16 protein-coding genes are annotated in these 12,783 nt (G+C 67.8%); 11 read left to right on the top strand and 5 right to left on the bottom strand.

The features are described 5' to 3' along the window. Positions 1-6: 6 nt before the first annotated feature. From ACI766_RS18935 to ACI766_RS18905, 7 genes are all read left to right on the top strand, one after another. Complete coding sequence (locus ACI766_RS18935) at positions 7-1,113, top strand: protein-glutamate methylesterase/protein-glutamine glutaminase (RefSeq protein WP_003083085.1); 1,107 nt, start codon at positions 7-9, stop codon at positions 1,111-1,113. Positions 1,114-1,201: 88 nt separating this feature from the next. Continuing rightward, positions 1,202-1,942: a flagellar motor protein gene (locus ACI766_RS18930; protein ID WP_087823849.1), complete on the top strand. Its 741-nt coding sequence runs from the start codon at positions 1,202-1,204 to the stop codon at positions 1,940-1,942. Positions 1,943-1,954: 12 nt separating this feature from the next. Next, complete coding sequence (gene motD / locus ACI766_RS18925) at positions 1,955-2,845, top strand: flagellar motor protein MotD (RefSeq protein ID WP_087823850.1); 891 nt, start codon at positions 1,955-1,957, stop codon at positions 2,843-2,845. Positions 2,846-2,939: 94 nt separating this feature from the next. After that, entirely contained in the window at positions 2,940-3,728 is a 789-nt protein-coding gene (locus tag ACI766_RS18920) for a ParA family protein (RefSeq protein ID WP_003083092.1), read from the top strand. Between the two features lie 91 nt (positions 3,729-3,819). Then, positions 3,820-4,710: a CheW domain-containing protein gene (locus ACI766_RS18915; RefSeq protein ID WP_003083094.1), complete on the top strand. Its 891-nt coding sequence runs from the start codon at positions 3,820-3,822 to the stop codon at positions 4,708-4,710. Between the two features lie 45 nt (positions 4,711-4,755). Then, a complete protein-coding gene (locus tag ACI766_RS18910; RefSeq protein WP_003083098.1) occupies positions 4,756-5,235 on the top strand; it encodes a chemotaxis protein CheW in 480 nt (159 codons plus the stop codon). A 30-nt stretch (positions 5,236-5,265) separates the two neighbouring features. Next, on the top strand, positions 5,266-5,673 hold the full coding sequence (locus ACI766_RS18905; protein WP_015648485.1) for a DUF2802 domain-containing protein: 408 nt from the start codon (positions 5,266-5,268) through the stop codon (positions 5,671-5,673). A 39-nt stretch (positions 5,674-5,712) separates the two neighbouring features. Here the strand turns inward: ACI766_RS18905 and ACI766_RS18900 are convergent, their stop codons facing one another. Next, entirely contained in the window at positions 5,713-6,399 is a 687-nt protein-coding gene (locus ACI766_RS18900; protein ID WP_003083103.1) for a glutathione S-transferase family protein, read from the bottom strand. A gap of 108 nt (positions 6,400-6,507) precedes the next feature. On the opposite strand from ACI766_RS18900, the gene ACI766_RS18895 reads away from it, so the two are divergent. The 4 genes from ACI766_RS18895 (at position 6,508) to ACI766_RS18880 (ending at position 9,639) form a co-directional block, all read left to right on the top strand. Next, positions 6,508-7,479, top strand: a complete 972-nt coding sequence (locus ACI766_RS18895) for a helix-turn-helix transcriptional regulator (RefSeq protein ID WP_003083105.1) — start codon at positions 6,508-6,510, stop codon at positions 7,477-7,479. A gap of 90 nt (positions 7,480-7,569) precedes the next feature. Further along, positions 7,570-7,986 (top strand): hypothetical protein, encoded by a 417-nt coding sequence (locus ACI766_RS18890; protein ID WP_003083108.1) that lies wholly within the window; start codon positions 7,570-7,572, stop codon positions 7,984-7,986. A gap of 59 nt (positions 7,987-8,045) precedes the next feature. After that, positions 8,046-8,768, top strand: coding sequence for a polyphenol oxidase family protein (locus ACI766_RS18885; RefSeq protein WP_003083110.1), 723 nt, complete (start codon positions 8,046-8,048; stop codon positions 8,766-8,768). A 133-nt stretch (positions 8,769-8,901) separates the two neighbouring features. Then, complete coding sequence (locus ACI766_RS18880; RefSeq protein WP_087823851.1) at positions 8,902-9,639, top strand: SDR family oxidoreductase; 738 nt, start codon at positions 8,902-8,904, stop codon at positions 9,637-9,639. A 65-nt stretch (positions 9,640-9,704) separates the two neighbouring features. On the opposite strand, the gene ACI766_RS18875 is transcribed toward ACI766_RS18880, so the two are convergent. From ACI766_RS18875 to ACI766_RS18860, 4 genes are all read right to left on the bottom strand, one after another. After that, positions 9,705-10,058 (bottom strand): hypothetical protein, encoded by a 354-nt coding sequence (locus ACI766_RS18875; protein WP_003083115.1) that lies wholly within the window; start codon positions 10,056-10,058, stop codon positions 9,705-9,707. A 107-nt stretch (positions 10,059-10,165) separates the two neighbouring features. Next, entirely contained in the window at positions 10,166-10,720 is a 555-nt protein-coding gene (locus ACI766_RS18870) for a GNAT family N-acetyltransferase (protein WP_003083119.1), read from the bottom strand. 100 nt (positions 10,721-10,820) lie between these two features. After that, positions 10,821-11,156 carry an EscU/YscU/HrcU family type III secretion system export apparatus switch protein gene (locus ACI766_RS18865; RefSeq protein ID WP_003083121.1) on the bottom strand — a complete coding sequence of 112 codons (336 nt, stop codon included), beginning with the start codon at positions 11,154-11,156 and terminating at the stop codon, positions 10,821-10,823. Then, a complete protein-coding gene (locus tag ACI766_RS18860; RefSeq protein WP_003083123.1) occupies positions 11,153-12,631 on the bottom strand; it encodes a flagellar hook-length control protein FliK in 1,479 nt (492 codons plus the stop codon). Before ACI766_RS18860 ends, ACI766_RS18865 begins: the two co-directional genes overlap by 4 nt. Positions 12,632-12,783: the final 152 nt, after the last annotated feature.

Genomic DNA, 12,783 nt, shown 5'->3' with positions numbered 1-12,783 from the left:
GTAGCTATGGCAGTCAAAGTCCTGGTGGTGGACGATTCGGGGTTCTTCCGCCGCCGTGTCTCGGAGATTCTCTCCGCCGATGGACAGATCCAGGTGGTCGGCACCGCCACCAATGGCCGCGAGGCCATCGAGCAGGCGCTGGCCCTGAGACCCGATGTGATCACCATGGATTACGAGATGCCGCTGATGGACGGCATCACCGCGGTACGGAACATCATGCAGCGTTGCCCGACCCCGGTCCTGATGTTCTCCTCGCTGACCCACGAGGGCGCGCGGGTGACCCTGGATGCACTGGACGCTGGAGCGGTCGACTACCTGCCGAAGAATTTCGAGGACATCTCGCGCAACCCGGACAAGGTCCGCCAGTTGCTCTGCGAGAAGGTCCTGACCATCGCCCGTAGCAATCGTCGCTCGATCAGCCTGCCGCCGCTGCCTTCGGCCACCTCGTCCAGCCATGCGCCGGCGTCGTCCTCCAGCGTCGGCGCGAGCGCGCGTGTTGGTGCCGGCGCGTCGCCGGCCCCGGCGTCGACCTCGGCGGCGCCGAAGCGCAAGGCCTACCGGCTGGTCGCGATCGGTACCTCCACCGGTGGACCGGTTGCCTTGCAGCGGGTGCTGACCCAGTTGCCGGCCAACTTCCCGGCGCCGCTGGTACTGATCCAGCACATGCCGGCGGCCTTCACCAAGGCCTTCGCCGAGCGCCTCGACAAGCTGTGCCGGATCAACGTCAAGGAGGCGGAGGACGGCGACATCCTGCGTCCCGGCCTGGCGCTGCTGGCGCCGGGCGGCAAGCAGATGATGGTCGACGGCCGCGGCACGGTGCGCATCCTCCCCGGCGACGAACGCCTGAACTACAAGCCCTGCGTCGACGTGACCTTCGGCTCGGCGGCCAAGGCCTACAACGACAAGGTCCTGGCGGTGGTCCTCACCGGCATGGGCGCCGACGGGCGCGAGGGTGCGCGCCTGCTCAAGCAGGGCGGCAGCCAGGTGTGGGCGCAGGACGAGGCCAGTTGCGTGATCTACGGGATGCCGATGGCCGTGGTCAAGGCCAACCTGGCGGACGCGGTGTACGGGCTCGACGACATCGGCCGGCACCTGGTCGAGGCGTGCCAGTAAGCGTGCGTGCAGGAATGAGGAGACTGCCTTCGATGGCCACCCACGTGACGAGCTGCGCGCGCCTTCGCCGAGCCGAGGGGACGCGCTGATGGATGTGCTCAGCCTGGTCGGGATCATCCTGGCGTTCGTCGCCATCGTCGGCGGCAACTTTCTCGAGGGCGGCCACGCCGGAGCCCTGCTCAACGGTCCGGCGGCGCTGATCGTGATCGGCGGCACCCTGGCCGCGGCGCTGTTGCAGACCCCGGTGAACGTGCTCAAGCGCGGCCTGGGCATGCTCGGCTGGGCGTTCTTCCCGCCGCGCGAGGATCTTTCCGGGGGAATCGACCGGATCGTCTCCTGGAGCATGACCGCGCGCAAGGAAGGCCTGCTCGGCCTGGAGAGCATCGCCGATGCGGAGCCCGATCCCTATGCGCGCAAGGGCCTGCAACTGCTGGTGGACGGCGCCGAGCCGGAAGTCATCCGCAGCATCCTCGAGGTCGACCTGTTCACCCAGGAAAGTCGCGACCTGCAGGCCGCCAAGGTGTTCGAGAGCATGGGCGGCTATGCGCCGACCATCGGCATCATCGGCGCGGTAATGGGCTTGATCCATGTGATGGGCAACCTGGCCAACCCGGCGCAGCTCGGCAGCGGCATCGCCGTGGCCTTCGTCGCCACCATCTATGGCGTCGGCTTCGCCAACCTGCTCCTGCTGCCGATCGGCAACAAGCTGAAAACCCTGGTACTGCGCCAGTCGCGCTACCGCGAGATGCTCCTGGAGGGCCTGCTGTCCATCGCCGAGGGCGAGAACCCGCGTTCCATCGAGTTGAAGCTGCAAGGCTTCATGGACTGACCGGAGCCGAGCATGCAGCGCCGCCGTCGCCACCAGGAGGAACACGAGAACCACGAACGCTGGCTGGTTTCCTATGCCGACTTCATCACCCTGCTGTTCGCCTTCTTCGTGGTGATGTATTCGATTTCCTCGATCAACGAGGGTAAGTACAAGATCCTCTCGGAGACCCTCACCGGCGTGTTCAACCAGCCCGACCGCTCGTTGAAGCCGATTCCCATCGGCGACGAGCGGCCGCGCACCACCGAGCCGGAGCGCACCAGCGTCGAGGAGCAGCCCAGCGACAACGCGGCCAGCGCCGACTCGCTGGAGCGGATCGCCGACAGCGTGCGCGATGCCTTCGGCGACTTGATCGCCTCCGACCAGTTGAGCGTGCGCGGTAACGAGCTGTGGATCGAGATCACTCTCAATTCCAGCCTGCTGTTTCCCAGCGGCGATGCGCTGCCCAACGATGCCGCCTTCGATATCGTCGAGAAGGTCGCCAAGATCCTGGCGCCCTACAAGAACCCGATCCATGTCGAGGGCTTCACCGATGACGTGCCGATCCATAGCCCGCGCTATCCCACCAACTGGGAACTGTCGGCGGCGCGGGCGGCGAGCATCGTCCGCCTGCTCGGCAACGATGGGGTCGAGCCGTCGCGGATGGCTGCGGTGGGCTATGGTGAATTTCAGCCGGTGGCGGACAATGCCAGCGCCGAGGGGCGGGCGAAGAATCGCCGGGTGGTGCTGGTGATCTCGCGCAACCTGGAGGTGCGGCGCAGCGTCAGCGGGGTCGGCAGCGGCAAGGCGCAACCGGATTCGGCGCTCCGCCACGCAGGCTCGGCAGCTGGCACGCAAGCTGCAGATACTGGCGGTACGCCGGCGCTCGCGCCGGCAACCGTCAATTCCCCGTCGCCTTCGCCATGAGCGCGCGAACCATGGTTTGCGTACGGGCGCCGGGGCCGAACTGGCCATTAGCGCGGCCCCAACCGGGTAGACCCATGCCAGGAAGAGTAGAGCAATGAAAGTCTGGGCAGTCGCCAATCAGAAAGGAGGGGTCGGCAAGACCACCTCGTCCATCGCCCTGGCCGGCCTGTTGGCGGATGCCGGCAAGCGCGTGGTCGTGGTCGACCTGGACCCCCACGGCTCGATGACCAGCTATTTCGGCTATGACCCGGACACCCTCGAGCACAGCGCCTTCGACCTGTTCCTGCACCAGGGCAACGTCCCCGAGGGGCTGCCGGCCTCGCTGCTGCGCAGCACCAGCAACGAACGCATTTCCCTGCTGCCGTCGAGTACCGCGCTGGCCACCCTGGAGCGCCAGTCGCCGGGCAAGAGCGGTCTCGGCCTGGTGGTCTCGAAGAGCCTGGCGCAGCTCTGGCAGGATTTCGACCATGCGATCATCGACAGCCCGCCGCTGCTCGGCGTGCTGATGGTCAACGCCCTGGCCGCCAGCCAGCACCTGGTGATCCCGGTGCAGACCGAGTTCCTCGCGGTGAAAGGGCTGGAGCGGATGGTCAACACCCTGGCGATGATCAACCGGTCGCGCAAACAGGCGTTGCCCTATACCATCGTACCTACGCTGTTCGACCGGCGGACCCAGGCTTCGCTGAGCACGCTGCGGATTCTCAACGAGAACTACCCGGACAACCTGTGGCAGGCGTTCATTCCCATCGATACCCGCCTGCGCGATGCCAGCCGGGCCGGGGTCACGCCGTCGCAGCACGACGGCAAGAGTCGCGGGGTGATCGCCTACCGCGCCTTGCTCAAGCATCTGCTGGCGCAGCAGCCGGCCACCCGGGTGGCCTGATGGCGCGCCGGTCGCCGCGCCGACAGGCGCATTCAAGCCGCACCGGAGTGCGGCCGATAACCGTTGTAGACCCCTGTCGCGGAATACCCACATGAGCGCCGCCACCGCCACCCGTTCGCAACTGGCCTTGCAGTCCTACCTGGATGCGTTGCTCCAGGAGGCCACTTTCGAGGACCTGGAACCTCTCGTCGAGACGCCGCCAGCGCCTGCGCCCGCGCCGTTGAAGCCTGTCGCGCTGGCGGTCGCCGAAGTGGCGACACCGGCCCCGGCGCTGGAAACGCTGCCGGTCGACCACGGGTTCGACGAGTTCGAGGCCGCGGTGCTCGAGGAGCAGGTCCGCGATGCGCGCCTGGTTCCGCCGGCGCCGGCGGCCCTGCTCGACGAACCGACGACGTTGCGCGAGCTGCCGGTCGAGCCACGGCCCCACGAAGTCATCGAGTTGCGCGTGCCGAGCGCCCCGGCGAGCGTCGGCGAGCCGCCGCTGCTCGACCTGCCGCTGCTCGACGACGGTCGTCCGGCCTGGGCGGCGGAGCCCTTCGAGTGCCTGCTGTTCGACGTCGCCGGGCTGACCCTGGCGGTGCCGCTGGTGTGCCTCGGCTCGATCTATCCGCTGGAGAACCAGGAACTGACCCCGTTGTTCGGCCAGCCCGACTGGTTCCTCGGCATCCTGCCGTCGCAGGCGGGCAACCTGAAGGTGTTGGACACCGCACGCTGGGTGATGCCCGAACGCTACCGCGACGACTATCGCGACGGCCTCAAGTACGTGATCTCGGTCCAGGGCTACGAGTGGGGGCTGGCGGTGCACCAGGTGAGCCGCTCGATCCGCCTCGACCCGGCCGAGGTGAAATGGCGCAGCCAGCGTAGCCAGCGGCCCTGGCTGGCCGGCACGGTCATCGAACACATGTGTGCGCTGCTGGATGTGGCGGCGCTCGCCGAACTGATCGCCAGCGGCGCCGTCAAGCGCCTGCACGGCGACCATTGATAGACAGCTTCCGCCACTTGCGGCGGTTTTCGAGAGGTTAGGGGAATGAGCAAAGCCACCGCGCAAAGCGCCGAAGATCCGATCCTGCAGTGGGTCACCTTCCGCCTGGACAACGAGAGCTACGGCATCAATGTGATGCAGGTCCAGGAGGTGCTGCGCTACACCGAGATCGCCCCGGTGCCGGGCGCGCCGAGCTACGTGCTGGGCATCATCAACCTGCGCGGCAACGTGGTCACGGTGATCGACACCCGCCAGCGCTTCGGCCTGGACCCTGCGCCGGTCAGCGACAACACGCGGATCGTCATTATCGAGGCGGACAAGCAGGTGGTCGGCATCCTGGTCGACAGCGTCGCCGAGGTGGTCTACCTGAAGCAGTCGGAAATCGAGACCGCGCCGAACGTCGGCAACGAAGAGTCGGCCAAGTTCATCCAGGGTGTCTGCAACAAGAACGGCGAGCTGCTGATCCTGGTCGAGCTGGACAAGATGATGACCGAGGAAGAATGGTCGGAGCTGGGCAGCATCTGATGCGTTCTACCGACACGAGGGCCTGCTGAGATGGAGGTCGTCGCGCTGGCACTGGCGCTCGCCGCCTGCCTCGGCCTGGCGGCGGCGTGCCTGTGGCTGCGCCGTGAATTGCGCCGCCTGCAAGCTGCGCTGGCGCAGCAGGCGGAGGAGGGCGCCGCGCGCGAGCGCCGGCTCAAGGATCTGAGCAAGCGTATCGAGTCCTACCAGCAGGTCAACGTGCGCATGGGCGAGGCCTTGCAGGACCTCGGCAAGCAACTCGCGCCGCTTCCCGACCGGGTCGCGCGCCTGGAGCAGCGCGATCCGACCACGCTGTCGTTCAGCCAGGCCGCACGCCTGGTCGGGCTCGGCGCCAGCGCCGAAGACCTGACCCAGGCCTGCGGTCTGTCGCAGGCCGAGGCCGAGCTGGTGGCGCGCCTGCACGAAGCCAAGGGCAAGTGACGGTCGCCGGCCCGGCGCTGGCGCTGGCGCTGGCGCTTTTCAGGCGAGCAGGCGGCTCGCCACTTCTGCCAGTGTCACCTCTCCCCTGAACTCCCCGCAGCTCTGCGCCGGCAGGCGATCCTCGATGGCATGGGCGAAGCGCACCGCCGGGTCCTGCTCCAGCTTCTCCAGGTGTCGATGCAGGCGCGGAAAGTCGTGTTGCAGGTCGAAGTAGCCCAGCTCCCGTCCCCAGCGAGCGGTACCCGCGAGGTAGGCGTCGGCCACGCTCGGCCCTTCGCCGGCCAGCCACTTGCGGTCGCCGAGCAGCTTGTCGATCCGGCCATAGGCTCGCGCCGCGCGCGTCAGCGCCCTTGCCGTCGTGGTTGCGTCGGCGTCCTCCAGATAGAACAGGGCTCCCCAGGCCGAATGGCATTCGGTATGCAGGAGGGCGAGGGCGAAGTTCAGTTCGTCGAACTCGGCGCTGCCCTGCGGATAACCGAGCTTCCTGCACAGGTCGCGCGCCGCCAGGTGCTGGAGAATGGCCAGGCTTTCGCTGAGCGCGCGGCCGTCCTCCAGGAGCAGGGTGGGCGTCTGGCGAGCCGGGTTCAGGCGCACGTAGGTGCGCTCGCCGGTCTCCAGCGGCATCTCGATCCGACACAGGCGATAGGGGCGGCCGAGCCACTCGAGGGCCACGATCGAGCCGAAGGAACAGCCGTGGGGTACGCCATAAAACAGTACAGGTTCCATTTTCCATCTCCGTTCAGGTAACGCACGTTGCGCATCGCAACCGGGCTGAACGCAGGGTAGAGGGGATATAGGCTATATTCGGTCCTGTTTTTTCCGGCGGATCGAAAAATGTCCAAGCCCACGGTGCGCGTGCTCGCCCTGCTCGAACTGCTGCAGAGCCACGGCCAGCTCAGCGGTAGCGAGCTGGCCAGGCGCCTGGAGGTGGATGGACGGACGCTGCGTCGCTATATCGTCGCCCTCGAGGAGCTGGGCATTCCCATCTCGGCGGAGCGCGGACGCCATGGCGGTTACCGCCTGGTGGCCGGTTTCAAGCTCCCGCCGCTGATGTTCAGCGCGGAGGAAACCCTGGCCGTGTCCCTCGGCCTGCTGGCGGTGCGCAGTCTCGGCCTGGGCGAAAGCGAGCTGGCCCTGGAAAGTGCGCAGGCCAAGCTGAGCAGGGTGATGCCCGTTGCGCTGCGGCGGCGCCTCGTGGCGCTCCGCGAGACCGCCAGCCTGGACCTGGCCCGCGCCCGGGCGGGAACCAGTGTGGCGGCGCTGGCGACCCTCGCCGAAGCCGCCCAGGTCCGTGCGCGGGTCGAGTTCCGCTATCGCGACCCGCAGGGCGCCGAAACCCTCCGCCAACTCGATCCCTACGGCCTGGCCTATCGCAACGGCTGCTGGTACGTCAGCGGTTTCTGCCACCTGCGCCAGGCGTTGCGCTCGTTCCGTCTCGATCGCCTGGACGCGCCGCGCATGCTGGCGGAGCGCTTCGAGCGCCCGGCGGATTTCGATACCCTCCGCCACCTGCGGGAGAGCTTCGCCCGGATGCCGCGCGCCTACCCGGTGGAAATCCTGATGCGGGCGGCGAGGGAGCAGGTGGTCGCGGTGCTCGGCGAGCCCCTCGGTCTGCTCGCCGAGGTCGATGGCGGTACGCTGTTGCGCGCCAGCACCGACGACCTGGACTGGTTCGCCCGGCGCCTGTGCGGCCTGCCGTTCGACTTCGAGGTCAGGCAGCCGCTGGAGTTGCGCGAGCCGTTGAGGCGCCAGGCCGAGCGTGTCCTGCGTAACCTGGGCCAGGAGGAAGCTTCGGATCACAGGTAGGCATTTAGAGGAAAAGTCCTATTAATTGCGCGGCTGTCGCTTTCTAGAATCGGTCCTGGTCAACCCGCACGTTTCCAGGAGGCCACAAGGATGCCTGCAATACCCCTGCGCGCCATGGTGCTGTGCGCCAACCCCGGCCGTCTGCTCAGGTACGGAGCGCTGTTCAACCGCTGCGGCTACTTCCACCTGAGCCTGTGCCTGGACCGACGGGAGCTGCGGCGCTCCCTGGACCAGGGTTACCCGTACGACTATTGCCTCTACGACGGATTCCGCCTGGACCAGGGCTGCAAGGGCACGCTGGCGATGCTGGGACGCAGCGGCAGCATCCGGCGCTTCCTGCTGGTGGGTGAACTCGATTGCCGCGAGAAGCGCCTGTTGTTCGAGTGGAGCAGAGGCCATGGCCTGAGCATCGGCGCGGTGTCCGACCGGCCTTTGGGCCAGGTCGCCCTGGCCGCGTTGATCAAGCGTGATCGCGGCTGCCCCGACCTCCTGCGCGGCATCGCCTGAGGCGGCTTCCGGGAAGATGAGGTAAGGTCGTTTTCCAACCTTCCATGGCGAGACAGCGCATGACCGTCCAGGCCGATATCCTCAAGGCGATCGAAGGCATCGAGCATGGCTTCCAGCAAGCCGGCCAGGCACTCTCCGAGCGGATATTCCATTGCCGGCAGGTGCATGGCGCCGAGATCGTCGACGCGCGCTCGTTGTCGGAATCGGGACGGCATGCCGCCGACGGTGTTTTCAGCGAAGGGCCGCTGGCGGTCGCGGTGGTCACCGCGGACTGCCTGCCGATTCTCATGAGCAGTCGCGACGGTCGGGTGGTGGCCGCCCTGCATGGCGGCTGGCAGGGGCTCGTCGCCGGTATCGTCGGCGCGGCGGTGGCGCGCTTCAATGCGCGCGGCGTCGCCAGCGCGGACATCCGGGTCGCTATCGGTCCCGGGATCAAAGCCTGCTGCTACGAGGTGAGTGCCGGGTTCATCGAGGCGTTGCAGGTCGGCCACGGCCGCCTCTGGGAGGGCGCGGTGCCGCCCTGGAGCCAGCGTCGTCCGCTCCCCGAGCGGCCACCCCGGTTCGCTCCGCCCGAGCCAAGGCAGGCGGAGCAGGGCGCCTGGCTGGACCTGGTGGCCTTCTGTCGCCAGTTGTTCCAGGCCGCCGGCGTCGGGCCGGCGCAGATCGAAGCCAGCGCCGTCTGCACCTACTGTTCCGGCGATGCGTTCGCCAGTCATCGCCGACGCCAGCGCCTGGGCGAGGAGAAGCGTCAGCAGTACGCCTGGATCGCGCGCAAGCCGTGACCGCGTATCGGTATTGTCCGGAAATCCTGGATAGTCATGACGGTTGTCTGCTGTTTATCCGCCAATACCCGGCTTCTAGACTTTCCCTGTCGATGCGTGGCTGCCGCCACGCTCATTCCAGGAGAGTCCCAGCATGCCTGACATCACCCAAGCCGCCATCGTCACCGGCGCCTCCCGCGGCATCGGTCGCGCCATTGCCCGGCGGTTGGCCGCCGACGGTTTCGCGGTCGCGGTCAACTATGCCGGCAACCAGACCATGGCCGACGAGGTCGTGGCCGAAATCGTCGCCGCCGGCGGCACGGCCATCGCCGTACAGGGCGACGTGGCCAGCCCGGAGGACATGGACAAGCTGTTCGAAGCCACCAGGGGCGCCTTCGGCCGCATCGACGTGGTGGTCAACAGCGCCGGCACGATGCCCTACCTGAAGATCGCCGACGGCGACCTGGAGGGCTTCGACCGGGTGATCCGCACCAACCTGCGCGGCGCCTTCATCGTGCTCGGCCTGGCTGCCCGGCATGTCGAGCGCGGCGGACGGATCATCGCCCTGTCCACCAGCGTGATCGCCCGGGCGCTGCCCAGCTACGGTCCGTACATCGCGTCCAAGTCCGGGGTCGAGGGGCTGGTGCACGTGCTGGCCAACGAGTTGCGCGGCCAGGACATCAGGGTCAACGCGGTGGCGCCCGGCCCGGTGGCCACCGAGCTGTTCTTGAACGGCAAGAGCGCCGAACAGATCGACCAGATCGCCAGGCTGGCGCCGCTGGAGCGTCTCGGCGAGCCGGACGAGATCGCCGCGGCGGTGTCCTTCCTCGCCGGGCCGGACGGGGCCTGGGTCAATTCCCAGGTGCTGCGGGTCAACGGCGGTTTCGCCTGAGCCGTGTGGGCGGGGCACGAAAAAGCCGGCGCGAAGGCCGGCTTTTTCGTGGTCGCCACTGGCGGTCAGCGGTCGTTCTTGGTCGAGGAGCCGATGGCGTTGCTCAAGCCCTTGCTGTTGTGATCGCCGGGGGTGGTGGCGGAGATCGCGCTGGCCTGCGACAGCCCGCGGCTGTCGCGGGAGCTGGCGATGCCGGAGGTGGCTGAACCATGGCCTTTGCTGGAGTGGCCGCCGAGGTTGCCGCCATGGCTGCCGCCCTTGCCGCCGCCATGACCGCCGCCATGACCGCCACCGTTGCCGCCGCCATTTCCGCCCTTGGCATAGGCGGAGCCGACAGGAGAAAGCTCGCCAGGCAGCAGGGTGCTGCCCGCGAACAGCAGGCCGAGAGCAGCTACGGCGAACAGGGTATGTTTTTTCATTTGAGGGATGCCTCCGCAGGCATGTGGTGTGCCGTCTAAAGACCGTTGCGCGAACGACAGGTTCTGTGGAAAGCGACGGATGGCGGGCCCTGCCGGTGGTTCCTCCTTCAGCGGTTGCGCCAGTGCTCGGCGAGCAATCCGTAGAGCGCCGAGTCGGAGACTTCTCCGGAAACGATCCAGCGTTGTGCGAGCAGGCCCTCCTGGCGGAAGCCCAGGCGCTCCAGGCTGGCGGCCGAAGGCCGGTTGCGCGGATCGATCTCCGCCTCCAGGCGGTTCAGGTCGATTTCATCGAAAGCGAACGCCAGCAGCCTGCGCAGCGCCTCGCCCATGTAACCCCGGCCCTGGGCTGCACGTGCCAGGCAGTAGCCGAGTTCGGCGCGGCGCGAGCCTTTCTCGAAATGGAAGAGGATACAACTGCCGAGCAATTGGCCGTCTTCTCGACGCTCGATGGCCAGGTTCAGGTATTCGCCGTCGACGAGCGCCTGGCTGTCCCGCAGGATCGCCTCGCGGGCCTGCGCAGGGGTCGTCCACGGCGGTGTGTTCCAGTAACGCATGACTTCCGGGTCGGACATCATGGCGAACAGCGGCGCGGCGTCTTCCTCTCGGAAAGTGCGTAGCCGCAGGCGCGGGGTGTCCAACGGGTGGGGAAAGACGAAGTTCATCGGGCGCTCCTTTGCCGAGGTCGGAGGCTGCGCAGCTTAGCGCGCAGCGGCGAGGTCCTGGAGCTGATGTGCGTGCGGATGTTTCGCCGTGCGGGCTGGCTCAGTCGCCGGGACCGCCGAGTAGCAGCATCTGGTTGCCATCCGCGGCGTCCGGCGCGAATCCCTCGGGACACTTGCCTTTCAGGTGCCAGGCGAAGGCGATGATCTCGGCGATGGTGCGATACAGCGCTTCCGGAATGGCGTCGCCGAGTTCCAGGCGGGCGAGCAGGCGGACCAGCTCGGCGTTCTCGTAGATCGGTACCTCGTAGTCGCGGGCGATGGCCAGGATCGCCTCGGCCAGTTCGGCGTCGCCCTTGGCGGAAAGGGTCGGCGCGGCCTGGCCGTCGTAGCTCAGGGCGATGGCCTGGCGCGGGGCGGGTGACTGCTTTCTGTTCATGCGGTTTCGTCTACCCAGCGTTGTTCGATGGTCGCTCGCGGGCCCTGGGGCGGGCGGCCGCGTTGGCAGGTGATCTCGCCAACGGTCAGGCCGGCGTCGCGCAGGCGTTGGCGCAGGTGGCCGAGTTCATGCTCGACCAGCCGTGCGGTCGCGTCTCGCTCGGCCCAAAGCTGGCTGGACAGGCTGCCGCGTAGCAGGGTCGCCTGGGCGTGCAGCGGTCCCAGCGGCTCCAGGTCGAAGGCCAGTTCGACGCGCCAGAGGCTTTCGCGGGCCTCTTCGCCGGTCTTGCGCTGTTCTTCCTGGAACTTCACCTGCAACGGTACCACCGAGTGCTGATGGCGCATGGGCACCTCCATCTGCCAGGTCGCCAGTTGGGTGCCATCCGGCAGGGTGCTGGTCTGCGCCAGGCTCGACAGCTGATGGGTCTGCAGGCGGGAGATCGCCGCGGCGGCAAGGCGCAGCAGTGACTCCAGTTCCATGTCCTCGTCGAACAGTTGGAGAACCTTGCTCGGCAGGGGAAAGTTCAGTGCCTGGGTCTTGTTGGCGCTCTGTCCCAGGTTGCCCAGGGCGTTGCGGACAAAGGCCGGCAGCGCCTGGGCCAGGTTCGCCGTGTTGCCGGCGAACATGCCCGGCGCCTGGGCGCCGGTCGGCGGCAGCGGCGACAGCTGGGCGAACAGGCGCAACAGGTTGGCCTTCAGGTCCTGGCCGAGATGATCGGTGGCGCCCTGCATCAGGCGCGCCTCGAGGAACAGGCCGCTCTGCTGCAGGGCCTGGCCGAGCAGCTTGGAATCGCCCATCTTCTGCGCCTCCGGCAGGCCGGCGAAGAGGCGCTCCACGGCCTGGCGCAGGCTGTCCGGCAGGTCGTTGCGGCCGTTCAGCCCCTGCAGGGCGGCGAACAGGCCTTCCAGGGAAGCCTGGCGGGCGCTCTGCCCGGCCAGTTGCTGGCCCAGCGCAAGCTGGTCGAGGCGTCCGCTGAGCGGCAGGAAGTCGATCTGCTGGCTGTTTTTCACCAGCGCCGTGAGCAGGCTGCCGACCGGCAGCGCCTGGGGCGAGTCGAGGCTCAGCTTGCTGCCGGCGAGCGGCGTGTTGAGCAGGTTCAGCAGGACCCGGTAGACCACCTGCTGGGCCTTGTCCGCCGGCAGCGCGGTGCTGGACAGGACCTTGCCCTGGAGCAGGGTGCCGGGCGGCAGTTGCTCCAGGTCGAGGCTGCTCAGCGGGCCAGCGCCGGCCATGCTGTCGAGCAGGGTTGCAACCACGCTGGTGTTGCTGGTGGCGCTGACGTTGAGCAGGTTGCCCGGCACCAGCGGCCGATTGCTCTGCACTTCCACCAGGCTCTGCCCGCTGTTCGCCAGGGTCAGCTTGAGCAGGACCTGGAAATTGTTCGCCAGGCCTTCCTTGACCGCCAGCACCTCGGCCTTGCCCGACTCGCCTTCGCCCAGCAGGCCGGCCAGGGTCTGCACCAGCTTCAGGGTCATCTCGGCGTCGGCCTGGGCGTTGCCCTGCGATTGCGCCGGCGGCAGCGGGCGTGGGGCGGAGACCGGGGGTAGTGGCGGGGAAGCGCCTATCTCGGCTGGCATGGGTAACAACCTGTCTTAAACGACCCTGCGGAGGCTGGGGAAGGGCGTGT

Origin of the sequence: Pseudomonas sp. DL (assembly GCF_047199225.1) — a bacterium.
Taxonomy (GTDB): domain Bacteria; phylum Pseudomonadota; class Gammaproteobacteria; order Pseudomonadales; family Pseudomonadaceae; genus Pseudomonas; species Pseudomonas aeruginosa.
This window is presented reverse-complemented; position numbering and strand designations above follow the sequence as displayed.